This window comes from Haliea sp., from assembly GCF_040221975.1.
Taxonomy (GTDB): Bacteria; Pseudomonadota; Gammaproteobacteria; order Pseudomonadales; family Halieaceae; genus Haliea.
On the sequence record NZ_JAVJWR010000031.1, the window covers coordinates 322,763 to 349,204 of the forward strand.

Sequence of the window (26,442 nt, forward strand, 5' to 3'; positions counted from 1 at the left end):
AGAGCATGCAGCAACTGAATCCGTCAGAAATCAGCGAGATGATCAAGCAGCGCATCGACCAGCTTGATGTCTCTTCTGAAGCGCGTAATGAAGGCACCGTGGTGTCGGTCAGCGACGGCATTATCCGTATTTACGGCCTCACCGACGTCATGTACGGGGAGATGATCGAATTCGAGGGCGGCATTTTCGGGATGGCGCTGAACCTTGAGCGCGACTCGGTCGGTGCAGTGGTCCTGGGGGACTACAAGAGTATCGCCGAAGGTCAGTCCTGCCGTTGCACCGGCCGCATTCTGGAAGTGCCCGTCGGCCCCGAACTGCAGGGTCGCGTCGTTGATGCCCTGGGCACTCCGATCGACGGCAAGGGCGCCATCAACGCTGCCATGACCGACGCGCTGGAAAAGGTTGCCCCGGGTGTTATTGCCCGCCAGTCGGTTGATCAACCGGTGCAGATCGGGCTCAAGGCCATCGACGCCATGGTGCCGATCGGCCGCGGCCAGCGCGAACTGATTATCGGCGATCGCCAGGTGGGCAAGACCGCCATCGCTGTGGACGCGATCATCAACCAGAAGGGCACCGGCATCAAGTGCATCTACGTCGCCATTGGCCAGAAGGCGTCTTCGGTCGCCGCAGTGGTGCGCAAGCTGGAAGAACACGGTGCCATGGAACATACCATCGTGGTTGCGGCCACGGCGTCTGATCCGGCGGCCATGCAGTACCTGGCCCCGTTTGCCGGCTGCACCATGGGCGAGTACTACCGCGACCGCGGCGAAGACGCCCTGATCATCTATGACGACCTGACCAAGCAGGCCTGGGCCTATCGCCAGATCTCCCTGCTGCTGCGCCGTCCTCCGGGCCGCGAAGCGTACCCCGGTGACGTCTTCTACCTGCACTCCCGCCTGCTGGAGCGCGCGGCCCGGGTCAACGCCGCCTATGTCGAGGAGTTCACCAAGGGCGAAGTGAAGGGCAAGACCGGTTCGCTGACCGCCCTGCCGGTGATCGAGACCCAGGCCGGTGACGTTTCCGCTTTCGTACCGACCAACGTGATCTCCATCACCGATGGCCAGATCTTCCTGGAAGCGGACATGTTCAATGCCGGCATCCGCCCGGCGATGAATGCCGGTATCTCCGTGTCCCGGGTGGGTGGTGCGGCCCAGACCAAGATCATCAAGAAGCTGTCTGGCGGCATCCGTACCGCGCTGGCCCAGTACCGTGAACTGGCGGCATTCTCCCAGTTCGCCTCTGACCTGGACGAAGCCACCAAGGCCCAGCTGGACCAGGGCGCTCGCGTTACCGAGCTGATGAAGCAGGGCCAGTACGCCCCCCTCAGCATCGCCGAGATGGGTATCGTGCTGTACGCGGCCAACGAAGGTTTCCTGCGTGACGTCGAAGTCGACAAGATCGGTGACTTTGAAACCGCACTGCTGTCCTACATGCATGCGGAGCACGGCGATCTGATGAAGACCATCGTCGAGACCGGTGATTACAGCGACGACATCGGGGCGAGTTTCAAAGCAGCGTTGGAGAAGTTCAAAGCCACGCAAACCTGGTAAGCCCGAGGAAAACCAGATGGCAGTCGGAAAAGAAATCCGGACCAAGATCACCAGTATCCGGAGCACGCAGAAGATCACCAGCGCCATGGAAATGGTTGCGGCGAGCAAAATGCGCAAGGCCCAGGAGCGCATGGCTCTGGGCAAGCCCTACGCGCGCCGCATGCGGTCGGTGGTGGGTCACATTGCCAACTCCGCACCGGAATACCGCCACGCCTACATGGTGGAGCGCGAGGTAAAGCGGGTCGGCTTTGTTGTCGTTTCTACCGACCGCGGTCTCTGTGGTGGCCTCAACATCAACCTGTTCAAAGCCACGGTCAAGGCCATGAAGGGTTGGGCCGACCAGGGCGTCGGGATCGACCTGTGCCTGATCGGTGCCAAGGCGGCTGCCTTTTTCAAGAGTTATGGTGGCAATGTTACTGCAGCGGTGCGTGATATCGGTGAAGAGCCTACGCTGGCGGACCTGATTGGCAGCGTCAAGACCATGCTGGATGCCTACGAGAACGGGCAGATTGACCGCCTGTTCCTGGTCAGCAACGAGTTTGTCAACACCATGACTCAAAGCCCCGCCGTCGAGCAGCTGCTGCCACTGGAGGCTGAAGACAACGCCGAGATGAAGCACCACTGGGACTATATCTACGAGCCCGATGCGATGGTGCTGCTGGAGCGCCTGCTGACCCGTTATATCGAGTCCCAGGTGTACCAGGCCGTGGTTGAAAACGGTGCCTGTGAACAGGCTGCGCGGATGCTGGCGATGAAGAATGCGACGGACAACGCCGGCGACCTGATCGATGACCTGCAGCTGATCTACAACAAGGCGCGCCAGGCATCGATTACCCAGGAGCTGTCGGAAATCGTCAGCGGTGCAGCGGCCATAAGCTGACACACACAATCGCAGTACATTCGGTGTCGGCAGGAGAGTCCGGCTGGCGCCAGACAGAATTGAACTTTGATGCAGAGGATCCGAACATGAGCAGCGGACGAGTCGTACAGATTATCGGTGCCGTTATCGATGTGGAATTTCCACGCGACCAGGTACCCAGCATTTACGATGCACTGTTGGTTACCGAAAAAGGCCTCACCCTGGAAGTCCAGCAACAGCTGGGCGACGGCGTTGTGCGCACGATCGCCATGGGTTCCTCCGAGGGAGTGAGCCGGGAGCTGGCGGTGGAGAATACCGGCGCGCCGATTTCGGTGCCTGTGGGTGTCGAAACCCTCGGCCGCATCATGGACGTGCTCGGCAACCCCATCGACGAGCGCGGCCCCATCGGTGAAAAGGATCGCGCCTCGATCCACCGCAAGGCGCCCAGCTACGAAGAGCTTGCCGCATCCAATGAACTGCTGGAAACCGGCATCAAGGTGATCGACCTGGTCTGTCCGTTTGCCAAGGGCGGCAAGGTTGGCCTGTTCGGCGGCGCCGGCGTGGGCAAGACCGTCAACATGATGGAGCTGATCAACAACATCGCCACCGAGCACTCCGGCCTGTCCGTGTTTGCCGGTGTCGGTGAGCGGACCCGGGAAGGCAACGACTTCTACTTCGAAATGCAGGAATCCAAGGTTGTCGATATCGAGAATCTCGGCAACTCCAAGGTGGCGATGGTCTACGGCCAGATGAACGAGCCGCCAGGAAACCGCCTGCGCGTGGCCCTGACCGGCCTCACCATGGCCGAGAAGTTCCGCGACGAAGGCCGCGACGTACTGCTGTTCATCGATAACATCTATCGCTACACCCTCGCCGGCACCGAGGTATCGGCGCTGCTGGGCCGGATGCCCTCCGCGGTGGGCTACCAGCCGACCCTGGCGGAAGAAATGGGCGTACTGCAGGAGCGGATTACCTCGACCAAGGTGGGATCCATCACGTCCATCCAGGCGGTGTACGTACCGGCGGACGACCTGACCGACCCCTCGCCGGCGACCACTTTTGCCCACCTTGACTCCACCGTGGTGCTGAGCCGCGACATCGCCGCCAAGGGTATCTACCCCGCAGTTGATCCGCTGGACTCCACCTCGCGCCAGCTGGACCCGCTGATCATCGGTCACGAGCACTACGATGTTGCCCGGGGCGTGCAGTCGGTACTGCAGCGCTACAAGGAGCTGAAGGACATCATCGCCATTCTGGGCATGGATGAACTGTCCGAGGAAGACAAGCAAACCGTGGCCCGGGCGCGCAAGATCGAGCGCTTCCTGTCACAGCCCTTCCACGTTGCGGAAATCTTTACCGGTGCGCCGGGCAAGTACGTGTCGCTGAAGGAAACCATCACCGGCTTCAAGGGTATTCTGGCGGGTGAGTACGATCACCTGCCGGAGCAGGCCTTCTACATGGTCGGCAGCATCGACGAAGCGGTCGAGAAAGCGGCCAAGCTGTAAGGCGTCGCGACAGAGGGGCTTGAGATGACAATGACAATTCACTGCGATATCGTCAGCGCGGAAGAGGAAATCTTTTCCGGGCTGGTCGAGATGCTGGTGGCTACCGCGGACCTGGGTGAGATGGGCGTGACCTACGGCCACGCCCCGCTGCTGTCGTCACTGATTCCCGGTCCCGTGCGCATCGTCAAGCAGGGCGGCGAGGAAGAGGTGTACTACGTTTCCGGCGGCTTTATTGAAGTCCAGCCCGGCGTCGTCTCCATTCTCGCCGACACGGCCCTGCGTGCCGGTGATGTCGACGAGGCCGCCGCCGAGGAAGCCCGTCGCGAGGCCGTGCATACGCTGACCAACCAGTCAGGTGATTTCGACTACGGCCGCGCCTCTGCGCAGCTTGCGGAGGCGGCCGCCCAGCTGGCGACCCTGCGCAAGATGAGAAACCGCGCCGGTCGCGGCTGAGGCTCCATTCCCCCCGGCCCCGGATTGGCGGGGCCGCATAGCTTGTACTGCATCACAGTTCTGTCTGTTACCCTGTCAATCGGGTTGTTTTGCTGTGCCCGGGCGTTAATATGCCCTGTGTTGAAACCCGGTACCAGCGCGTAGCAGCGGTTCTGGGCCGCTGGTTTGCCTGAGAACGGGATACTGTAATGTCACTAGAAGTTGTCATCCTCGCCGCTGGCCAGGGCTCGCGCATGCGTTCCAGCCTGCCCAAGGTGCTGCATCAACTGGCGGGCAAACCCCTGCTGCAGCATGTCATCGACAGTGCGCAGGAACTGTCCCCCGCGGTCATTCATGTGGTCATTGGCCACGGCGCGGATCAGGTCCGCTCGGCCTTCGGCGAGCAGCCCCTGTCCTGGGTCGAACAACGACAACAACTGGGCACGGGCCACGCCGTGCTGCAGGCCTTGCCCGCCATTGGCGAGGAGAGCACGGTACTGGTGCTGTACGGCGATGTGCCGCTGGTGTCCGCGAGCAGCCTGCAAGCCCTGGTGTCCGCGGCCGCGGATGCGCCGGCGCTGCTGACAGCAAACCTGGAGGACCCCTCCGGCTATGGCCGGGTGCTGCGCGACGCCGACGGCGCGTTCATGGCGGTGGTGGAACACAAGGATGCCAGCGCGTCCGAGCGCGCGGTGGGGGAGGTCAATACCGGCATCCTCGCGGCACCGGCCAGACTCCTGCAGCGGTATTTGCCCCGTGTGGGCAACAGTAACCAGCAGCAGGAATACTACCTGCCCGATGTGCTGTCGCTTGCCGTGGCCGATGGCGTGGCGGTTCATACCGCCTCCGCCGCCAACCCGCTGCAGGTGATGGGAGTCAACGACCAGTTGCAGTTGAGCCAGGTGGAGCGCGAATTGCAGCGGCTGCGTGCCGAGGCCCTGATGCGGGCGGGTGTCAGGCTGGCAGACCCCGCCCGGATTGATATTCGCGGCAGCCTGCAGTGCGGCCGCGATGTGTATATTGATGTAAATTGCGTCTTTACTGGAGACGTGGTGCTCGGTGACGGAGTCACCGTAGGCCCCAACTGCTTTCTCCGGGACACCACCATCGGAGACGGCAGCGAAATCTGCGCCATGAGTCACCTGCAGTCCGCCAGTGTCGGCAGTGCCTGCACGGTCGGACCCTATGCCCGGTTGCGGCCCGGCACCTGCCTGGGCGACGAGGCCCGGGTCGGTAATTTCGTGGAGACCAAAAAAGCCACCATTGGCCCCGGCAGCAAGGTCAATCATCTGTCCTATGTCGGCGATTGCGAAATGGGCGCCGGTGTGAACATCGGCGCCGGCACCATTACCTGCAACTACGACGGAGTCAACAAGCATATTACCCGTATCGGTGATGGCGCATTCGTGGGCTCCAACGCGACACTGGTGGCTCCGGTCGAGATTGGCGCCGACGGCTTTGTCGCCGCCGGCTCCACCATAACCCGCCAGGTTGCCACCGCGGAGCTGGCAGTTGGCCGCGGCAAACAGCGCAATATTCAGGGCTGGACCCGCCCCGGGAAAACAGACAAGGACTGATGCATGTGTGGAATTGTTGCCGCGGCGGCCCGTCGCGAAGTATCCGAAATTCTGCTTGAGGGACTGCGACGGCTGGAGTACCGGGGCTATGATTCCGCCGGGATGGCGCTGATCGACAGTGACCACAACCTGTTGTTGCACAAGCGCCAGGGCAAGGTTGCAGAGCTGGAGCAGGCCCAGGCCATGGACCCCAAGTACGGCTGCGTCGGCATCGCCCACACCCGCTGGGCAACCCACGGCGCACCTTCCGCGGTCAATGCCCACCCGCATATATCCGGCCAGCGTGTTGCCGTCGTTCACAACGGGATTATCGAGAATCACGCGGAGTTGCGCGGGGAGCTGCAGGCAGCCGGCTATGAATTCCAGTCGGGCACGGATACCGAAGTGATCGTGCACCTGCTGCATCGCGAACTGGAATCCGGGCTGAGTCTGCAGCAGGCGATGCTGGCGGTGGTGCCCCGCTTGCAGGGTGCCTATGCCCTCGCTGCCATTGATGTCGAGCATCCGGACGAAGTGGTGGGTACCCGCGAGGGTAGCCCGCTGGTAGTGGGGGTGGGGATCGGTGAGTACTTCCTCGCCTCGGACCAGCTGGCGCTGCGACAGGTGACAGACCGCTTCATCTACCTGGAAGAGGGTGACCTGGTCCGGATCACCGCCACCTCTCTGGAAATCACCAACCTTGCCGGAGAGCCGGTACGGCGCAAGATGTCGCTGATCTCGGCGGTGGAGGAAAGCAGCGGGCTCGGTGATTATGAGCATTACATGCTCAAGGAGATCCACGAACAACCCCGCGCTCTGGCGGCCACCATTCCCGTGGCGGGCACCCGGGAGATCGAAGACAGCGTCTTTGGTGCCGATGCGGGCGCCCTGTTTGACCGGGTGAAGGCCGTGCAGATCGTCGCCTGCGGCACCAGCTACCACGCGGGCATGGTGGCCCGCTACTGGCTGGAGGAGCTGGCGGGGATTCCCTGCGCGGTGGAAGTGGCCTCCGAGTTCCGCTACCGCAAGCGGGTACAGCATCCCGGTACCCTGTTGGTCACCGTCTCCCAGTCCGGTGAGACGGCAGACACCCTGGCCGCCCTGCGCAATGCCACCGAGGAGGCCTTTGTGGCGCGGATGGTGATCGCCAACGTGGATCACAGTTCACTGGTACGGGAATCCGACCTCGTATTCCTGACCCGGGCGGGCGCGGAAATCGGCGTCGCTTCGACCAAGGCCTTTACCACCCAGCTCGCTGCATTTTTGATGCTGACCCTGGTGCTCGGCCGCCGCCATGCCCTGAAACCGGAGGCGGCGGCCGACCTGGTTTCAGCCCTGCACCGGCTGCCAGACTGCGTGGAACGCACCCTTTTGCTTGACCCGGCGATCAAGCGCATGGCGGGTGCTTTCATTCAGCGCCAGCACGCCCTGTTCCTGGGGCGTGGTATTTACTATCCGATCGCCATGGAGGGTGCGCTCAAGCTCAAGGAAATCTCCTATATTCACGCCGAGGCCTACCCCGCGGGGGAGCTGAAACACGGGCCGCTGGCCCTGGTGGACGCCGATATGCCGGTAGTGGCGGTAGCACCCGGCGACGAACTGATGGAAAAGCTCAAGTCAAATCTGGAGGAGGTCCGTTCCCGCGGCGCCGAACTGTACGTGTTTGCCGACAGCGAGGACCACTTCGCCGACGAGGCCAGGGTCCACGTACTGGCACTGCCCAGCTGCTCGGAACTGCTCAAACCGATCATCTACACGGTTGCCCTGCAGCTGCTGGCCTATCATGTCGCGGTGCAGAAGGGCACGGATGTCGACAAGCCGCGGAATCTGGCGAAGTCGGTGACGGTGGAGTAGGGCGCTGCAGGGAAGCTGCAGTGTGCCGGGCTCGCACTCCCAGGTACCTGCAACCATGTTTCCCTGAGTGAAGCCGATTCTTCGCACCAGCAGCAATTCTCAAGATCTTCCTCGCACCTTTAGCCCAGATACGATGTTCTGCTAGCCTATAGGCCAGCGCGACGATCGCTTGAGCTTGGCGAAGAGTGGGAGCGAAGAGCTACTTGAGACCAGGGAATGCGCGAGATAACCACCCTCCAGGCCGGCGCCACGATTGGCTTTTATGGCCGGGCGGCGGGGCCTGCCCGTAGGCGGGCCGCGGTCTGGTACACTCGCCTGAATGTCCTGGCGGACGACGTGAGGGAGTGTGGCTGGTGAGCAAAAAGACAGACACTGAACTCGGTATGGATGCGGTGATTACTCGCCGCGACCTGATCCACGATGCGGGCGTGGCCACGCTGGCGATGGCGCTGGGTCCGGGTATCGTTGCCGCAGCACCGGCCGACGGCGCCGCGGCCGCAAGCAAACCATCTGCCACTGATTACCCTCCAGTCAGAACGGGTTTGCGCGGGTCCCACCCGGGCGCCTTCGAGTCCGCCCATGCGCTGGCCCGGGAGGGGCGCAGCTTTCCCGAGCCCGTGGATCTGGATCAGCACTTTGATCTGGTGATCGTCGGCGCGGGTATCTCCGGGCTCGCTGCGGCACACTTTTACCGGCAGCGTTTCGGTGCCGACAAGCGAATTCTCCTGCTTGAGAACCACGACGATTTTGGTGGTCATGCGCGGCGCAACGAGTTTCACCAGAGCGGGCGCATGGTGCTGTCCATGGGTGGTACCCACAACCTCGAATGGTGGAATTTCGGTGCAACGGTGCAGGCATTTCTCAAGGACCATGGGGTCGATGTGGAACTCATGCGCGAACGCAAACAGTTCAGTTACGGCCACGGCGCAACAAACAGCCCTGCGATGTGGTTCGACGCCGCAACGTATGGTGAGAACCGCCTGGTTGTAAAATGTGACCTGAGCGATCGCCTCGACGCCGCCACCATTGATCAGATGCCGATCTCCGAGGCGGGCCGCGAGTCATTCAAGCGTTTTTATGCCGCTAACGAGGATGTGCTTGAACATCTCGACGAGGCCCAAGCCGAAGATTACCTGTGCAGCATTTCCTACCCCGAGTTCCTGCGCCGCCATGGCGGCCTCACGGAGGACGCCGTGCAGCTGTTCGCCAAGCTGGAGCACGGTGGCTGGGGGGTGGAGATGCGCGCGCTCTCGGCGATGGAGGCGATGGAGAGCGGTTCTCCGGGTGCACACCTGCTGGGTGAAAGCTGGGACAGCGAGCGCTGGAGTTATCCCGTGGCCATGTGGCCGGACGGCAATGCCAGCCTGGCGCGGTTGCAGGTGGCTGCCTTGATTCCGGATGTCGCACCGGGTACCACCGCTGCCAACGTGGCGCTGGCGCGCTTCAACTACGCTGCTCTCGATCGCGCAGGCAATCCCGTGCGCCTGCGACTGAATTCGACGGTAATCAACACCGCGAACACGGAAGACGGCGTTGCCGTGAGCTATGTCAATGACGGTACGGTGCTGCGCGTTACGGCAGAACACTGTGTGCTGGCCTGCTATCACAGTGTCATTCCGCACCTGTGTCCGACGTTGCCGCAGTCCCAGCGCGAGGCGCTGGAATACCAGGTCAAGCACCCCCTATTACTGACCAACGTGCTGATCCGAAACACCGACGCTCTCGACAGGCTTGGCGTTGACCTTGTGCGCTGCCCGGGTCGGCTTATGGAGCGACTGTTTACCTTCCGTGGCATCAATACCGGGGGTTACGAACACGCCATCGATGACAGCGGCTCGGTATCGCTGATTTTCTGGGGCAGTATTTCGCCACCAGAGGACGCTGTGGATATCAAGAGCCAGCTGCGTGCCTCCCGGGCAATCATGCTGGGTTTGACCCTTGAGGACTACGAGCGCGAGGTGCGCACCGTGCTCGATGGCTTGCTCGGCCCCGCCGGCTTCGATGTGCGGCGCGACGTCCTCGCGATTACCGTCAATCGCTGGCCGCATGGTTACGCCTATGAGTATCTCGACCTCTGGGACCCGGACTGGCCCCGGGGCGAGGCGCCACATGAGATCGCGCGCAAGCCATTCGGGAGGATTGCGATTGCCAATACCGATGCGGCCGCAACCGCCTATACACACACTGCGATCGAGCAGGCCTGGCGCTCAGTGCAGGAGTTGCCGACACCAGGCCCCGTCGACGCCAGCGAAGAGGCTGCGCAGCCTTGACCACGGTCGGGAAGGTGCCTGCAGAAGCCTGGATGCAGGATGTCCTCCACGAGGGTTTTGCACACTTGTCCGCAGGGCGTCTCAACGAGGCATCAGCCTGTTGTAAACGTCTGCTTGGCGCCAAGGGAGATCTTGTCGAGGCCCACTTCCTGGTCGGCCTGATCGCCCTCGAACTCAAGCAGACCTGGCGTGCCGTCCAGGCCTTTGGTTCGGTGACCAAACTACAGCCAGATCATGCGGCGGCGTGGGCCAATCTCGCCCGCCTTTTCATGCAGGCGGGTCAGCCGGCGCGGGCAGATGCAGCGCTCGTCATGGCAGTCGAGCACAACGACGGCAACCCGACCGTGATGGACCTGATCGGGGCTGTGCATGGTCTTCTGGGCGACCAGCAGGAGGCGGGGGCCTGGATCGCCCGTGCCCTCGAAAAGCGGCCCGACAGCATTCCCTTCCTTCTCAATCGGGCCAACAATCACATGTTCCTTGATCGCCTGGAGGAAGCCGAAGCAGACCTGGCCCGGGTGCTGGCTCAGAGTCCCTCGCATCCCCATGCGCACTGGCTTTTGTCCGGCCTGAGGCGAGTGCAGGACCGGGAACATGTCGAGCAACTCGAGCGACTGATTGGCGATGAGTCACAAAACCCGCGTGCGCTCGCCTTTCTCTGTTATGCGCTGGGCAAGGAGCTCGAGGATCTCGAGGACTGGGACCGGGCGTTCGAGGCCTTTGAGCGCGGCGCCCGGGCGCGTCGCAAGACCATCGATTTCGATGAGGCCGCGGAGGAAGAAATGTACGCGGCCTTCGCCGACACCTTCACGGAGTCCTGGCTCTACGATGGCGCTCACGGGCACGACGACCCGGCGCCGATCTTCGTGATCGGACAGCCCCGCACCGGCACCACACTCGTCGAGCGCATCATCACCAGTCATTCGCAGGTGCATTCGGCGGGAGAGCTGAAACAGTTCGGGCACTGTGTTCGCCGCCTGGGGGATTACCGGGAGCCGCGGCGCCAATCCGCGAAGCTCGCGGAAATCGGCGCGGCAATCGATCCGCAGCAGCTGGGCAATGCCTATTTGCAGTCGACCCGCAAGCTGCAGGGAACATTGCCACGCTTCGTCGACAAGTTACCGCCCAACTATCTCTATCTGCCTTTGATCCTCAAGGCCCTGCCGCAGGCGAAGATCGTGCACTTGCGCCGCGACCCCATGGATGCCTGCTTCGCAAGCTACAAGCAACTCTTTGCCGATGCCTACCCGCATTCCTACGACCAGGCGGAAATGGCGCGCCATCACGCCCGCTACTATCACCTCATGGCAACCTGGCGAGAGCGTTTCGGCGACCGCTTCTTCGACATCTCCTACGAAGACACGGCCGCCAACGTCGAGCCGAACGCGCGCGCACTCATCGATTTTCTCGGATTGCCCTGGGAAGACGATTGCCTTCTGTTCCACGAGCAGAAAGCCGCGGTCACCACGGCAAGCGTGGTACAGGTGCGCCAGCCGGCGCACACGCGCTCCGTCGGCCGCTGGCGTCGCTATGCAGAGCGGCTTTCGATCATGCGCGAAACGCTGGCTGCTGCCGGGGTCCCGGAAACGCTCTGACACACAGGCGCGCCGTGCAAGAACGGTGCGCACGCTGTCTCAATGTGGTGCACATATTGCCCCTGTAGGCTGCGAAGCGCGAGTTTCTCTGTGGACTATAGTCATGGAAAGTTTGTAAAAGCGCCATTTTTCGCTATTTTTAAACGAAAATAATGTGCGCGTGTCGCAAAAGCCGCAGAGGAGACAGACATGGAGCCCCAATCATCCTCGTATACTCCCGGAGCCAGCACGACAGGCGTGGCCTGGCGCAGCGCAGCAACATCGCAGGTGCCGAGCGCGCGGCGCCGTCTGTTGTCGCGAGCTGTGGCAGTCGCCATGCTGAGCGGCGCCGCCGCCACGCCTGCGGCGGCACAGCAGCTCGAGGAGGTGATTGTCACCGCGACGAAACGCGCGGAGTCGGTGATGGACGTGCCCATTGCAATTACGGCGATGTCCGGCGCGGAAATCCGCAAGGTCAATCTCAGCGACATCAAGGACCTGATATCCTTCACCCCGGGTATCAGCGGCAACAGCAAGGACAGCTTCCTCGATTTTGTCAGTGTTCGCGGCATTCGCACCATCGACTTTGGTAACGGCGGCGATCCGTCCGTCAGCCTTTACAAGAACGGTCTCTACCAGGGTCGAAACGGGGCCGCCGTTTCCAGCCTTTACGACATTGAGCGCGCTGAGGTACTGCGCGGGCCACAGGGCTTTTTGTTCGGGCGCAATTCCGTGAGTGGCGCCATGAACATCATTACCGCGAAACCGAATGTCTCAGAGACCGAGGGTTATGCTGAGGTCGACGTTGGTGAGCGCGGCGTGTTCACCTTCGAGGGTGCGGTCAACCTGCCCATTAACGACAACCTCGCTGTACGCATTGCCGGGTTTCATTCCGAAGAGGACGGCTATGTCGACAATATCGCTGGCGGCGATGACCTCATTTCCCACGACAACCAGTCGCTGCGTATCACTACCCGCTATGAAAACGAAAGACTGACCGCCGATTTGATTGTTGAATACGATGACCGCAACCAGTTCGGTAGTGTTTACCGGGCTACCGGTGAAGGCACGGCATTCGAGGTCAACCAGACACGCATCAACGGGGGCGTACCCATCGCAACCTCCCCGGATGGCCGCACGGTCAACAACGACAATTCGCTGACGCCCCGTGATGACTCCGAGATCTTTTTCATCGGTCTGCTTGTCGACGTTGATCTCGGCTGGGCAACGCTGACCTCGATGACGGGCTACAAGGACCACGATTACGAGTACGTAGAGGATTACGATGGGCTGCCCACGATCACCTTCAACTACGGGCAGAGCCAGTCGGGGGAGTACTTCGAGCAGGAGGTCCGCCTGGCGTCCAACAGTGAAGGCCCGCTGGACTGGTACGCGGGCGCTTCCTTCTACGACGAGGACATCGACACGATCTTTCTCGGCCAGCAGGAAGAGGATGTGTACTGCCTCGGTTACTGGTTCAATACCTGCGCCGATCTGTTTGACTACTACAACGGGCTGGACAGCTACTACGGTCAGACCACCTACTGCGACTACTACCTGGATTACTACTTTGGCAGCTGCGACTGGACACCTTCGCCCACCGGGCTGATCAATGATCGCAACCGCGTCATCGGTAAATACCAGGGGTATTCAGCTTACCTGGATCTGGGCTACCAGTTCAGCGAAACTCTCAACGCTTCTCTGGGTGTCCGCTACAGTTACGACGAGAAGGATTTTTCCCAGGAAGCCCTGCCCGATTCGGGTGGCTCCCTGCTTAATTACAAGGTCCAGACCGGATTTTCCACCCCGGAAGGCGCGTTACGCGACAAGCAGGATTGGAACGAGGTGACCTGGCGCGCAGTCCTCAACTGGCGCCCCAATATGGATACCCTGCTCTTTGCCAGTGCTGCAACCGGTTACAAACCTGGCGGGTTTGGCAGCTTCAATATCGAGGGACCCGGCAGCGAGGGTTGCCCCTTCGGGCTCTGTGTCGGCCTGCCGGGCCGCGATCGCCCTGGGGATTTCGGTCCGGAAACCGTCATTTCCTACGAGATTGGCTACAAGGGAACCCTGGCGGACGGCCGAGCCCAGGTGGCAACAACGGCGTTTTACTACGAGTACGAAGACCTGCAGGCGATTTTTGGCGAGGGTCCACGTACCGTCGTTGACAACGTTGGCCAGGTCGATGGCTGGGGGCTGGAGGTGGAAGCCAGCGTGGCGCTTACCGATCACCTGAGGTTCAGGACGGGAGGCTCCTGGTTCGATTCAGAAGCAACCAACGTCCAGGCTTTCTGTGGTGCGGGCGAAGTGCTTACAGGTTCCGCCGATGCCTGTGAGGGCAATTCTGTCCCCTGGGCACCGGAGTACACGGCGTTCGCGGTTCTGGATGCCAACTACCCGCTGGGCGATGGCGAGGCCTTTGGCACTATCGCCTGGTCCTGGGAGGATGACTATCGTGGAGACTGGCCAGATGAGGATTTGATCTTCCAGCGGATCAAGGCGCTGAATCAAACCGACATTATCGTGGGTTATCGCCAGTCCAGCTGGCAGGTGAGCGCTTACGTGGAAAATGTGTTCGACGATATCTGGTACGACGGCAATTACGCTGACGATCCCAGTGCGAGCACGATCTTCGTGCAGCATACCTTCGGTCCCTCCCGGCCGAGGACTGCGGGCGTGAGAGTGAACTATACGTTCTGATGGATGAACCGCAGCCTCGCGTTCCAGCGAGGCTCGCGCTGCACAGCGGTAGCTACAACGCCCGGAGGTACCACTCGTAGTCAAGGTCGGGCACCTCACCGTTATAGAGGTCGCTCTCCCCCTGGCGCTGTACCGCATAGGCCTGGGCATAGCGCTCGCCCAGATAGCCGGGAATGACTTTCCCGGCCCGAAACAGCTCCAGCGCCCCGTCGAGACGGGTGGGGAAACTGACAGCGGATTGGGAGAGATCTGCTTCCCGTGTTACGGGCTCACCCGGGTCTGCGCCGCTGCGCATGCCATGGTGGATACCGGCGAGCACCGCCGCGAGGACGAGATACGGGTTCGCATCGGCACCGGCGATGCGGTGTTCGATGCGTCGATTCTGTTCCGACGACACCGGAACACGCAGGGCTACTTCACGGTGATCGTAACCCCAGGTGGGACCCGCGGGCGCATAGGCGCCAGCCTTGAAGCGGCGATAGGAGTTGGGATTTGGCGCGAAAATCGCCATCGCTTCGTTGACGGTATTCGCAAGACCACCGATTCCGCCGAGTAGCGTCGAGGTCATTTGCGGTGGCTCAGCGGGTTCCCGATGGGCGAATACATTGACCCCCTTGCCGTCGTAGACGCTCGCGTGAATATGCAGGCCGCTGCCGGCCAGCTCCGCGAACGGTTTTGCCATGAACGTTGCGGCAAGGCCATGGCGTCGGGCGATACCCTTCACCAGTCTGCGCAAGAGAAGTGCATGATCGCACGCGAGCAGCGCGTCCTGCTGGTGGTGCGTGTTGATTTCCCATTGCCCCGGCGAGAACTCGCTGTGGATCGCGGTAAGTGGCACCGAATGCAGTTCGCAGGCAAGGCGCACGTCCTCCAGGAACGCGTCACAGTCCAGCAGATCATCGGGCATACAGTACTGGATGCCGCTCTGGCGCAGTCCGGTGCCAGGCACACGGCCCATGAGCGGCTGCGGGCGCACACCGTCGCCATCGGCCAACAGGTAGAATTCAAGTTCCGTGGCCACTACGGGTGCCAGGCCGTCTGCCCCAAAATGCTCCAGCACCCGCAGCAGTGGTGCCCGCGGGTCGGTCCAGCAGAAACTTCCATCGTTGTCGGCAAAGCCCGTGAGCACCTGCGCCGTGGGCGAGGCCAGCCAGGGAATGGGGGCAAGAGTGCCGGCAACCGGCCGCAGGGTCTGGTCCGGGTCGCCGCCAATCACTGCCTGATCCTGGCCGCCATACATGTCGCCCCGAATACCCAGGAACGGGATAGTACGCGGCACAGAGAAGGCACCGGCAAAGAAGTCGGCGAATTCGCGACGCTGGATCCGCTTGCAGCGCAGGAGGCCATTCATGTCGGGTATCAACAGCTCGAGCATCTGTGTCTCGGGGTGCTCGCGGAGGTAGTCATCCAGTTCTTGCGGTTGAGCGAAGTTCATGCGGCTATCCGATTGATTGCCTGCCTCGCAGGGCAGATGCCCTTGAACTATGCAGTAGCGCTCCTTATTGGCGCTTCCTAGCCCATCGGCTCGGAGGTTCCTCCTCCCTGCCCATTCTAGACTGATGCGAAAATCCTGGCGGTTGGGGGGAGCAGGCGTGAGCGAGCAGTCGGATGTCATCGTCATTGGGGCGGGTCATAACGGCCTGGTCTGCGCTGGCTATCTGGCGGCTGCCGGTCTCAACGTTACCGTCCTCGAGGCCCGGGACCGGGTCGGCGGCGCGGCAATAACGGAAGAATTCCACCCCGGCTTTCGCAACTCGGTTTACTCCTACTCCATCAGTCTGCTGCACCCAAAGGTGATCGCAGACCTGGAGCTGGAGAAACACGGCCTCGAGATCATGGAGCGGCCTGCGGGCACGCTCAGTATTCTGGACGGCGACCACCTGCAGCTGACACGGGACAGCAAGCAGGCGCGGGCCGCGGTGGCCCGCTTTTCACGGCGAGACTCTGAGCGCCTTGAGGCTTTCGAGAGCGAGATCGCTTCGGTGGCCCGGGCACTGCGAGCCCTGGCCACCGAAGCACCGCCCAATTTTGGCGGCGGCTGGCGCGATGCACTGGCGCTGCTCAAGGGCGGTAATGCCCTGCGTCGCCTGAGCAGCAAGCACCAGATGGTACTGGGGGAGCTGATGGTGCGCTCTATCGGCGATCATCTTGATGCCTGGTTCGAAGGCGAAGCGCTCAAGGGGGTGCTCGGTCTCGAGGGCGTGATCGGCAACTTTGCGGATCCGTACCAGGCCGGGACGGCCTATGTGCTCCTGCACCACGCCTTCGGCGAGGTCAAGGGCCGTGAAGGGGCCTGGGGTATTGCGCGCGGTGGCATGGGTGCCATCACCGAGGCCATGGCCGCTTCCGCCCGGGCCCGCGGCGTGCGCATGGAGCTGGAGACACCTGTGGCGCGGATTCTCGTAGAGAACGACCGCGCCTGTGGTGTTGTGACCGAAGACGGCCGTGAATTGCGCGCGCCAATGGTGGCGGCTAACGTCCATCCACAAGTGCTGCTGAAGCGGCTGCTGGATGGGCACGGCCTCGATGATGACGACCAACGGCGCGTCGACAACTATCGCAGTCACTCGGCGACCCTGCGGATGAACGTTGCCCTGTCGGAACTGCCGCGCTTCACCAGCCTCAAAGGCAGTGACGATTCGCATTTCCTCGGCGCCATCGAGTTCTGCCCGTCTCTGCCCTACCTGCAGAACGCCTATCGCGATGCATGCGACCAGGGCTGGTCGCAGCGTCCGGTCATTTCCATGCAGATTCCCAGCACCCAGGACGACAGTCTGGCACCGCCCGGGGCGCATGTGGCGAGCCTGTTCTGTCAGCACTTCCAGCGACACCTCCCGGACGGCCGCTCCTGGGACGAGGTCCGCGACGAGGTGGCAGACCTTGTCATCGCCACCATTGACGCCCAGGCGCCAAACTTTGGTGCATCTGTAGTGGGTCGACAGATCAAGACCCCGCTGGATATCGAGCGGGACCTGAACATGGTCGGCGGTGATATCTTTCACGGTGCACTGCACCTGGACCAGTTCTACTGCATGCGTCCGATTCCCGGTCATGCCGGTTATCGCATGCCCACGGCCGGGGTATACCTCTGCGGATCCGGTGCGCATCCCGGCGGTGGCGTTAGCGGCCTGCCCGGCTACAATGCCGCGCGCGTGATTCTTCGTGACCGCTGATCCGCACGGAGGTTCTCAGCCAGTTCAGCCAGCTGCGGTAGCGCGATGCCTCCCAAGTGCCGCACGGGTATCTGCAGGCCATGGATAGTTATACCCTGACGATCGCCATCAGCGTGCTGCTCTTCATTGTGGTGGGAAACTACGCCGGCCGCCGCGTGCACACCGTGGAAGACTACTTCGTGGCCGGTCGCCGCGCACCGACACTGCTGATACTGGGTACGCTGGTTGCCAGTGTCTTCAGCACCTCCCTGTTTCTCGGCGAGGCGGGCTTCACCTACGATGGCCAGATGGGGCCCTACCTGCTGTTGCCGGGGATCGCCGTCACGGGGTATATCTACGGCGCGCTGTTCTTTGGTACCTTCCTGCGCCGCAGTCGCGCGCCCACCGTGGCCGACTACCTCGGCCATCGCTTCAACAGCCGGCGGGTGCAGCAGGCGGCAGGGGTGACCATCGTCTTCGGTCTGGGCGGTTACCTGCTGGTGGTCACCCAGGGCGCAGCGCTGCTGCTCGCGGACCTGACGGCGCTGAACTATGTCGAAGCGGTTCTGGTCGCCTGGTTGAGCTATACGATTTTCACGCTCTATGCAGGTTCCCGCGGGGTAATCATCACCGATACGCTCATGTTCCTGCTTTTCACCGTGGCCACGGTGCTCTTCGTGGGCAAGCTGGTCGGCGGCTTTGGCGGTGTCGCCACGGCGGTGGAGGCGCTCGCGAGCCAGGGCATCAAGCCGGATATCGCCGCCTGGCACGGCACTATCGGCGAGGGCACGCCCTGGCCCAGGGCAGTGGACTTCCTTATCTGGTTCGTAATTATCGACCTGTCGTGGAGCGTGGTCTACGCCGTCAGTCCCTGGCAGGCAAGCCGGCACCTCATGGCCCGTGACGAGCACGTGGTTCTGCGTGCATCAATCTACGCCTGCTTTGCCGTGATCATCATGCAGTATCTGATTTACGGCGCTGGTGGTCTGGTGAATCTCGCGCGCACAGACATCGCGCCGTCGGAGACGGTGCTGCTCTGGGCGGCGCAGCACCTTGTGCCCGGTTTCCTGGGCGCGTTGCTGCTGGCGGGAATCGTTGCTGCAGCGCTGTCCTCCGCTTCCACATTCCTGTCTCTCGTGGGTTTCAGTGTCAGCAATGATCTGGGCAGCCGCGACCGGGCGCCGCGTCTGGGCACAACGCGGCTGCTCATGGGCGGCGTCGCGATCGTGGTGCTCGCCCTGAGCCTGACACTTCCCGCCAATGTTTTCTGGATAATGCTTTTTATCGGTACCGTATTCGCTTCGTCCTGGGGCCCGGTGGCGTTCATGAGTGTCTGGAGTTCACGAATCACCGCCGCGGGTGCCTTCTGGGGACTGGTTGCGGGTTTTGCCGGCAATGTGATCCCGGCAGCGCTTGATTACGCCGGGCTGATCCGGCTCCCGAGCTACCTCAACCCCGCGCTCCTCGGCGCGCTGACCAGTTTGGCAGCCATCTACCTTGTCTCGTCTCGCGCTGCACCGTCGCCGCAGGAGCAGTCCTTCCGAGAGCGACTTCACATGACCCCCGCGGGGGACCGGGATCGGCGCAAGACCCTGCTGACGCTGGTCGCGCCGGCTCTGCTGGTAGTCTACGGCGTACTCATGCCGGCGCTTCTGCTGCACTGGTACGTGCTACCGTATCAGCGTGGACGAGGACTCGTGGGGGCGGATGGCACTATTGACTGGAGCCAGGCAGAGCCCTGGTTTGCCCTCGGTCCGGCACTGTTGTTCGTGCCGCTGGGTCTGATCGCGGTTGCCGTGATCTGGCGCCGCTACAGCCCCAGCGCAACAGCGTCTACACTTCAGTCTCAGGAGAAGTCTGTTACCTCATGATGATCAATCTTCAATCCCGGACTACGGTTTCCTGAATCGATGCCAGGGAACGCTGCCAATACCGCGCTGCACCATGAACGGACGCTGTTCGACGGTTGGCGTTCGCAAACGATCTCGCTCTACATGACGCTCGTCGGCTATGGCGTGCTCGCGGGCATTCCCGTTATCAGTACCGCCTGGGCGACCCAGCTGGGCTTCACGGATGTGCAAACGGGACGCGTAGCTGGGGCGGACCTCGGGGGGCTCTCTTTTGGCGCCGTTCTCGCTTCCCTGCTGGTGGCGCGAATCAACCGGCGTTTACTGGTCGTCATCGCGGCGGCGGTCGCCATGGGCGCCAATGCCATGTGCATGGTATTTGTGGACTACGAGCAGGTTGTCTGGCTGCGATTTCTGGCCGGCTCAGGCAGTGGCGTCTATACGGCGATCGCGGTGGCAAATCTCGGCGCCAGCTCCCGCCCCGCGCGCGCCTACAATATCATGCTGTTCTGTTTTGCTTTCACCCAGGCGGCCGAAATGTACACATTGCCGCGCCTGTCCATGGACGGCATCTACGGCGTCTTTATCGCCGCCTATGCGTTTGGGCTTCTTTTCCTGCGCTGGGTGCCCGCCCGGCCGGTGGAGCCGGGGCTGGACGTGGAGGTCGAGGTCCCGGACCCGGTGGCTGGCGTGATTGTCGAGCACCGGCATGTGCCGCCGATGGTTCCCTGGCTGTGCCTTGCCGCGATCGCGCTGACTTATGTGAACATCGGCGCCTACTGGACCTACATTGAACTGGCCACGGCCCGCGCCGGCCTCGAGGCATCCTGGGTTTCCGGTGTGCTGGTCTGGGTATCGCTCATGAGTATTCTTGGCTGCCTGGTCGCCACCGTCATCAGCAATCGCTTCGGGCTGGTGCGCCCGCTGCTGGTGACATTGCTGGTGCACGCCACGGTCGTCGGCATGCTGGCCTTCGGTATCACCAACATCACTTTTTTCATTAGCGTATACACGTTCAACTTCCTCTGGATCTTTATCGACGTCTACCAGATGGCCACGGTGGCGAATGTGGACCACTCGGGGCGTTTTGCCTCGCTGCTGCCGGCGGCGCAGGGCCTGGGTCAGATCATTGGCCCCAATCTGGCGGCTTCGGCGCTCGCCCTCGGCAATGGCTATGACCCGGTGTTCCTGCTGTGTGCGGCAGCATCACTGGCCGCTTTCGCGATCTACGCAGGCCTGTATCTCCGTCTGCGGCACACACTGCCGGCCCTGGCGGACGCATCGTGACCGCGGCCTATGACGCAATTGTCATCGGTGCGGGCCACAACGGCCTGACCACCGCCAACTATCTCGCACGGGGAGGCTTGAAGGTCTGCGTGCTTGAGCGCCGGCACGTGGTTGGGGGCGCCGCCGTGAGCGAGGAATTTCACCCCGGCTTCCGCAATTCCGTGGCATCCTACGTTGTCAGCCTGCTGCGGCCGGAAGTGGTGCGCGATCTTGAGCTCCAGCGCTACGGCTACGAGCCGCTGTTGCTGCGCAATTCGCTATACCTCGACTCGCGGGGTGATTACCTGCTGCTAAATGGCGACGAGGCCCACGACCGAGCCGAATTTGGTCGTTACTCGGCGCGTGACTACGATGCCTACCTTGCTTTCGAGGAGTCGGTGGACGTGGTCGGCGAGCTGTTGGCGAGCCAGTGGCTGCGTGAGCCGCCAAAGCTCCACGGCGGTGGCATCGGCGATCTGCTCTCCGCGCTGCGCCTCGGGCTGGGTGCGCGCAGGCTGGACGCCGACCAGCGTTGGCGTCTCATGCAGTTCTTCCTCGGCGCGCCGGAAACAATCATCGACCGCTGGTTCGAGAGCGACAAGGTCAAGGCCATGGTGGCCGCGCACATCATGCCCGCGAATTTCGCGCCGCTATCCCAGCCCGGCGCAAGCCTGGCCATGCTGCATCATGCCGTGGGCGAAATTGACGGTCGCAAGGGGGCCTGGGGCATCGTGCGGGGCGGGATGGGCGGTATCACCAGCGCCATGGCGGCGTCGGCGCGGGACAAGGGTGTGGAGATCCGCACGCAGGCGCCTGTGCAACGCATTCTGGTTGCGCGCGGTAAAGTGTGCGGTGTTCGGCTCGAAAGTGGCGAAGAGATTTCAGCGCCGCTGGTAGCTGCGAACACGGAGCCGAAGCGTACGCTGCTGGAATTTCTCGGGGAAGAGCATTTACCGGAGGCGTTCGTCCGTGACTTGCGGGCTTTCCGCCAGGAGTCCGCCTCCCTGCGCATCAATCTGGCGCTCAGTGACCTGCCGCGTTTCGCGGCCCTCGGTGGCGAAGGCCCCGGTCCCGAGCACGAGGCGACCATCACCTTCATCGAGAGCAAGGAGCACCTGGACGCCGCCTACCGCAGCGCGCGTGCCGGCCAGCCAGCGTCGCCGCCGATCATCGAGGCGGTGATCCCCAGTGTCATCGACGACACGCTAACGGATATCGAGGGGACCCATGTGATGAGCATGCTGTGCAAATACATGCCCTACGACCTCACCGATGGGCAGCACTGGGACAAGGAGAAACCCCGAGTCCTCGAGGACGTTTTGAGCTGGGCCGAGCGCTTCATACCCAACCTGCGCCAGGTTCTCGTGGCCACCCAGTGCCTGACGCCCCTGGATCTTGAGCGCGACTTCGGCCTGCCCCGTGGTGACATCTGCCACGGCCGCATGGAACCGGACCAGCTCTTCAGCATGCGCCCACACCCGGATGCGGCGCAGTACGCCACCCCCGTGCCGGGCCTCTATCTCTGTGGCTCCGGGTCGCACCCGGGCGGCGGCGTTACCGGTGCCCCGGGCTACAATGCTGCCCGGCGAATTCTCAAGGACTGGCGCTAAAGCGCGTCGCGCAACTTGAACCAGGCCATACCGAGTGCCAGCCCCGGTCGCCGCAGGAGCTTGCCGCCGGGAAAGGGATAGTGCGGGATGCGCGCGAACAGATCGAAGTCCGCCGGCGAGCCGTCGATCATGGCGGCCGTGATGCGCGCCATGACATGCGTCGGTGCCACGCCGTGGCCCGAGTAGGCCTGGATATAGATGATGTTACCGTCCAGGCGCCCAAGCTGTGGCATGCGGTTGAGGCCGATGCCGATCTGCCCGCTCCAGCCGTAATCGATACGAACATCCGCCAGCGCCGGAAAAACCCGCAACATCTTGCGATGCAGGGTGCCGACAAGGTCGCGTGGCTCCAGACCCGTGTAGTTCGACAGGCCACCAAAGAGCAGGCGCCTGTCGGCCGAGAGACGGAAATAGTCCAGGGCTGTGCGCGGATCACAGACCGCCACATCCCCCGGGATAATTGCCTGAGCGAGCTCGACAGGTAATGGCTCGGTGGCGATGACGGAGCTGTTCGAGGGCAGGACACGGCTCGCCAGGCGGGGAACCACGTTGCCCAGGTAGGCGTTGCCGCACAGCACCACCTTGTTGGCCCGGACGCTTCCCTGCGCCGTTACCACCCGGGGGCGTGGCCCCGGTATCACTGCGGTCACCCGCGACTGCTCGAAGATACGCGTGCCCAGGGATGCGGCGGCCCGAGCCTCACCAAGGCACAGGTTGAGCGGGTGCAGGTGGCCGTTGCCGTAGTTGAGCAAGCCGCCCAGGTAGACTTCGGCATTGACGTAGTCGCGCAATTCCTCCCGGTCCAGGAGTCGGTATTCATGAGGGTTGCCGATGGCTGCCTCGTGGTCCCGCCACTCGGCGAACTGCCGCAGATGTCGCGGTTTCAGAGCCACATCGCAATAGCCCCACTTGAGATCGCAGTCGATGCCATGGCGCTCGACCCGCTCGCGGATGATGTCCCGGGCCTCGATACCCAGCTGGTAGATACGGCGGACGCCGTTGCGGCCGATGTGGCGCTGGAACCGCTCCGGGTCGTGACCGATGCCGCCAATGATCTGGCCGCCATTGCGCCCGGAAGCGCCCCAGCCGAGCCGGTTCGCCTCCAGCAGCACGACTTCGCGCCCGCGTTCGGCGAGCTCCAGTGCTGTGTTGATGCCGGTGAAGCCGGCTCCGACCACGACGATGTCTGCCTCAATGTCGTTGACAAGGGGAGCATACCTGGCCTGCTCGTTGGCGGAAGCCGCGTAATAGGAACCCGTGTGCTCGGTGGTCTCCACTGGTGATCGCAATCCCAACATGCCAGTACTCGATTAGCCGGCGCGCAGGGATTCGCGACGGAACTGCGCCGGCGTCTTGCCCGTCGCGCGCTTGAAGGCTGCATAAAAGGTTGATATGGAGTTGAAGCCCACGTCGAGGGCGACGTCAAGGATGCCTGGACACGCCGTCGGTAGCGACAGGATCCGCATGGCATCGCGGATGCGGTAGTGGTTGACGAAATCGAAGAAGCCCACGCCATGTCCCTCGTTGATCGCCTGCGACAGGTGATTGATGGAGCAGGCAAGGCTTTCCGCCAGCTGTGGCAGGGAAAGCATGGAGTTGAGGTAGACGCGCTCGCCTTCCATGGCTTCGCCCAACCGCTGCAGCAACGCTTCCCGAGCCGCGGGGCTGAGGCCCGATTTGGCGTAGCGTTCGTTCCTGGCTGCCGCGCATCGCTCGCGTGCGAGCAGGAGATGGTCCCGGTAGTAATCCTCAATGCGTGTGGCGCGGTCTCCATCCAGGGTAATGAACTCGGCCCCCATCCAGCCACTGACCTGCAGGTCATCGCCAGTGGGGCTGGCGAGATACTGGAAGGCAATGGTTTCCCGCCCTTCGAGTACTTCACCGACAAGTGTGTAGCGGCTGCTGTCGCGGCTGAAGTATTCTTCCAGGTGGGTGATCAGGTTGCGGCGGGTGATCTGTCGCAACTCGCCCATGTCGTGGTAGGTGCCCCCGGCCGCAAAATGGCCGGCGACACGTGTAGGGTCCTGAGCGTTCCAGGCTTCGATGTAGCTTCTGACGAACTCTGTGGACATCATTGGGGTCATCCTCCGCGCGAGTCGTTGCCTCTTGCTGGAGAATACACAAGCTGGCTGCTGGCGTGTAGGCCCGGATGCAGGCCGCAACACAACCTCGTAAAAGACCAGAACAGTGAATTGGTGCGGGGCTGAGGCGTGGAGGAAGGGGATACTGTCTTGCCAGGGCAGCGCCGGCTGCCATCGCGGCAGGCGATCAAGCTTGTGGTCTACCTGTTGTTGCTGGTGAATTTTGCGGTTTACGTGGCCAACGACTGGACCGTGGCGACGCACACGGCGCGCCCGGACTGGACGCTGCTGCAGTGGGCGGGCGCCTTTGCCACGACGCTTGATGAGCTCGCCTGGTTCACACTCCTGCTGCTGTTTGAGCTGGAAACCTATCTGCTGGACGACAAGGCCTTCACGCGCACACGCGTTATCGTCATGCACGGCTTGCGCGTCGTCTGTTTCCTGTTCATCGCCCACACGGTGTATGCCTTCGCGGATTATGCCCTCGACCTGCAGGACGCAACGCCGGTTGCCGCCGAAAACCTCTGTCACTTCCGTGGCGAGGGCGTTGCCTATGCCCGCAATCTCGTCTACACGCCGGTGGATGCCGCCAACTGCGCGTCCCTGTCGAATGGGGACACGTTCTACCGCTTCGAGTCGGATACGCTGGTCACCGACGCAGACGGCATGCGTATCGAGCGTGAACTGGCCTGGATTGACGTTGCGGAGGTTGTCGCCTGGCTTCTGATAGTGCTGTTTATCGAGCTCCAGGTACGCCTGCAGGAACGCGGTTTCACCAGTGGCAAAGTGCTGCGCACGGCGCACTGGTTGAAGGCGGGTCTGTACACGCTGCTTTGGGGCGCGGCAGGCTACTGGCTCTATCGCGGCCACTGGGTTTTTGCCTGGGACGAAGCGCTTTGGATCCTGGGCTTCATGGCCATCGACAACAACATGAAGGAATGGCGAGATGAAATGGTCGAGGCGCGGGCGTGAGGTGGCAGGCACTGGATTCACTGGTCGGGCGCGGGAGTCTGGCGGGTGCGCGCAGGTGCCCAGAAGGGCTTGTCACGTACCGTGCAGCGCGCCACCTTGCGATAGGGGCGCAGCTCTTTCGGATAGTAGATCTCGGCGAAGATATCGCCGGTCAGATACCTGGTCCTGACCATGGCGAGAGCGATATTGGCTTTTGCTGCCGGTGACCACATGGCGGATGTCACGTAGCCGATTTCCTGCCTGCAGCGCCGGCTGGCATAGAGGATCGCATCGTTGGCTGGCTTGTTACCCTCGACGTCCAGCTTCACGAGTGTGTATTTCGGCCCCTTTTCCCGCTCGCGGAGCAGGGCGCTGCGACCATTGAAGTGAGGCTTGCGGAAATCCACCAGCCAGCCGAGATTGAGTTCGAACGGTGTCTGGTCAAGTTGGAAGTTCACGGTCTTCAGCGCCTCGTTGAACTCCATGGCGGGCATGATGAAGCCCGCCTCCAGGCGCGCCATGTTGGTGGCCGCCTCGCCGTAGGGGTGAATGCCGTAGTGATCGCCGGCACTGTAGAGCGCGTCCCAGAGATCCAGGGCCAGTGAGTGGTCGATCCAGAGTTCATAGCCCAGATCGCCGGTGAAGCCGGTTCGGGAAACCATCAGGGTGTCTCCGCGAAAATCGAAGCGCAGGATCCCGAAGGGCTTCAGCTGCTCGATGTCCGCAAGCCCCATGGCCTTGAGTACCGCGCAGGCGGTGGGCCCCTGCAGGGACAGACCCGCACGCTCCTCACTGATATCCCGTACCGTCAGGTCATGGAAGCCGAGGGCGCTTTTGCGCAGCCAGGCAAGGCAGGGGCTGCCGCAGGTCAGCATGTAGTGATCGTCACCGAGCCGGAAAATGGTGCCGTCGTCGATCATGCGCCCCTCGTCGGTACACCAGCAGCAGTAGGTCACCCGGTCGACCTTCAGTTTCGCCACGTCCCGGGTCACCATCCGGTTGAGCATGGCGAGAGCGTCGGCGCCACGGATCTCGTACTTCTGCATGGGGCAGATGTCGTAGGTGCCGCAGGTGTTGCGGATACAAAAGTACTCGTACTGGGCGTCGTAGTAGTAATCGGCGAACTTGTAGCTGTTCCAGCTGGACCAGGCATCGCGCAGGTTCATGGGCGCCTGCCTGGCATGGAAGGGAGAGAGCTTGAGCCGTTCGCCGGCAAAGGGGTCTGCGTGTTCCAT

General features: G+C 62.5%; 18 protein-coding genes. 14 read left to right on the plus strand and 4 right to left on the minus strand.

Annotated elements, in window-relative coordinates:
- Positions 1-5: 5 nt before the first annotated feature.
- The 9 genes from atpA (at position 6) to RLO07_RS14465 (ending at position 14,300) form a co-directional block, all read left to right on the plus strand.
- Complete coding sequence (atpA, locus tag RLO07_RS14425) at positions 6-1,550, plus strand: F0F1 ATP synthase subunit alpha (RefSeq protein WP_462292832.1); 1,545 nt, start codon at positions 6-8, stop codon at positions 1,548-1,550.
- A 16-nt stretch (positions 1,551-1,566) separates the two neighbouring features.
- Positions 1,567-2,430, plus strand: a complete 864-nt coding sequence (gene atpG / locus RLO07_RS14430) for a F0F1 ATP synthase subunit gamma (RefSeq protein ID WP_462292833.1) — start codon at positions 1,567-1,569, stop codon at positions 2,428-2,430.
- 86 nt (positions 2,431-2,516) lie between these two features.
- Positions 2,517-3,914, plus strand: coding sequence for a F0F1 ATP synthase subunit beta (gene atpD, locus RLO07_RS14435; protein WP_462292834.1), 1,398 nt, complete (start codon positions 2,517-2,519; stop codon positions 3,912-3,914).
- A gap of 24 nt (positions 3,915-3,938) precedes the next feature.
- Positions 3,939-4,367, plus strand: a complete 429-nt coding sequence (locus tag RLO07_RS14440) for a F0F1 ATP synthase subunit epsilon (protein WP_462292835.1) — start codon at positions 3,939-3,941, stop codon at positions 4,365-4,367.
- Between the two features lie 188 nt (positions 4,368-4,555).
- Positions 4,556-5,923: a bifunctional UDP-N-acetylglucosamine diphosphorylase/glucosamine-1-phosphate N-acetyltransferase GlmU gene (gene glmU / locus RLO07_RS14445; RefSeq protein WP_462292836.1), complete on the plus strand. Its 1,368-nt coding sequence runs from the start codon at positions 4,556-4,558 to the stop codon at positions 5,921-5,923.
- A 3-nt stretch (positions 5,924-5,926) separates the two neighbouring features.
- On the plus strand, positions 5,927-7,756 hold the full coding sequence (glmS, locus tag RLO07_RS14450; protein ID WP_462292837.1) for a glutamine--fructose-6-phosphate transaminase (isomerizing): 1,830 nt from the start codon (positions 5,927-5,929) through the stop codon (positions 7,754-7,756).
- A 353-nt stretch (positions 7,757-8,109) separates the two neighbouring features.
- Positions 8,110-10,026: an NAD(P)-binding protein gene (locus RLO07_RS14455; RefSeq protein WP_462292838.1), complete on the plus strand. Its 1,917-nt coding sequence runs from the start codon at positions 8,110-8,112 to the stop codon at positions 10,024-10,026.
- Entirely contained in the window at positions 10,023-11,621 is a 1,599-nt protein-coding gene (locus tag RLO07_RS14460) for a tetratricopeptide repeat-containing sulfotransferase family protein (RefSeq protein ID WP_462292839.1), read from the plus strand. The genes RLO07_RS14455 and RLO07_RS14460 overlap by 4 nt, the downstream gene beginning before the upstream one ends.
- 189 nt (positions 11,622-11,810) lie before the next feature.
- Positions 11,811-14,300 carry a TonB-dependent receptor gene (locus RLO07_RS14465; RefSeq protein WP_462292840.1) on the plus strand — a complete coding sequence of 830 codons (2,490 nt, stop codon included), beginning with the start codon at positions 11,811-11,813 and terminating at the stop codon, positions 14,298-14,300.
- 52 nt (positions 14,301-14,352) lie between these two features.
- Here the strand turns inward: RLO07_RS14465 and RLO07_RS14470 are convergent, their stop codons facing one another.
- Positions 14,353-15,735 carry a glutamine synthetase family protein gene (locus RLO07_RS14470; protein WP_462292841.1) on the minus strand — a complete coding sequence of 461 codons (1,383 nt, stop codon included), beginning with the start codon at positions 15,733-15,735 and terminating at the stop codon, positions 14,353-14,355.
- A gap of 157 nt (positions 15,736-15,892) precedes the next feature.
- Here RLO07_RS14470 and RLO07_RS14475 point away from each other — a divergent pair, with 157 nt between their 5' ends.
- The 4 genes from RLO07_RS14475 to RLO07_RS14490 all read left to right on the plus strand — a co-directional run bounded on the left by RLO07_RS14475 (position 15,893) and on the right by RLO07_RS14490 (position 22,175).
- Positions 15,893-17,473 (plus strand): phytoene desaturase family protein, encoded by a 1,581-nt coding sequence (locus tag RLO07_RS14475; protein WP_462292842.1) that lies wholly within the window; start codon positions 15,893-15,895, stop codon positions 17,471-17,473.
- An 80-nt stretch (positions 17,474-17,553) separates the two neighbouring features.
- On the plus strand, positions 17,554-19,323 hold the full coding sequence (locus RLO07_RS14480; RefSeq protein ID WP_462292843.1) for a sodium:solute symporter family protein: 1,770 nt from the start codon (positions 17,554-17,556) through the stop codon (positions 19,321-19,323).
- 39 nt (positions 19,324-19,362) lie between these two features.
- Entirely contained in the window at positions 19,363-20,586 is a 1,224-nt protein-coding gene (locus RLO07_RS14485) for an MFS transporter (protein ID WP_462292844.1), read from the plus strand.
- The gene (locus RLO07_RS14490) at positions 20,583-22,175 is read left to right on the plus strand and encodes a phytoene desaturase family protein (protein WP_462292845.1); all 1,593 of its coding nucleotides are present in this window, start codon (positions 20,583-20,585) and stop codon (positions 22,173-22,175) included. Before RLO07_RS14485 ends, RLO07_RS14490 begins: the two co-directional genes overlap by 4 nt.
- On the opposite strand, the gene RLO07_RS14495 is transcribed toward RLO07_RS14490, so the two are convergent.
- Positions 22,172-23,473, minus strand: a complete 1,302-nt coding sequence (locus RLO07_RS14495) for an NAD(P)/FAD-dependent oxidoreductase (RefSeq protein ID WP_462292846.1) — start codon at positions 23,471-23,473, stop codon at positions 22,172-22,174. The genes RLO07_RS14490 and RLO07_RS14495 overlap by 4 nt on opposite strands.
- A 12-nt stretch (positions 23,474-23,485) precedes the next feature.
- Positions 23,486-24,250 carry a helix-turn-helix domain-containing protein gene (locus tag RLO07_RS14500; RefSeq protein ID WP_462292847.1) on the minus strand — a complete coding sequence of 255 codons (765 nt, stop codon included), beginning with the start codon at positions 24,248-24,250 and terminating at the stop codon, positions 23,486-23,488.
- A gap of 156 nt (positions 24,251-24,406) precedes the next feature.
- Here RLO07_RS14500 and RLO07_RS14505 point away from each other — a divergent pair, with 156 nt between their 5' ends.
- Complete coding sequence (locus RLO07_RS14505) at positions 24,407-25,228, plus strand: hypothetical protein (protein ID WP_462292848.1); 822 nt, start codon at positions 24,407-24,409, stop codon at positions 25,226-25,228.
- A 17-nt stretch (positions 25,229-25,245) separates the two neighbouring features.
- On the opposite strand, the gene RLO07_RS14510 is transcribed toward RLO07_RS14505, so the two are convergent.
- Positions 25,246-26,442 (minus strand): aminomethyltransferase family protein, encoded by a 1,197-nt coding sequence (locus tag RLO07_RS14510; RefSeq protein WP_462292849.1) that lies wholly within the window; start codon positions 26,440-26,442, stop codon positions 25,246-25,248.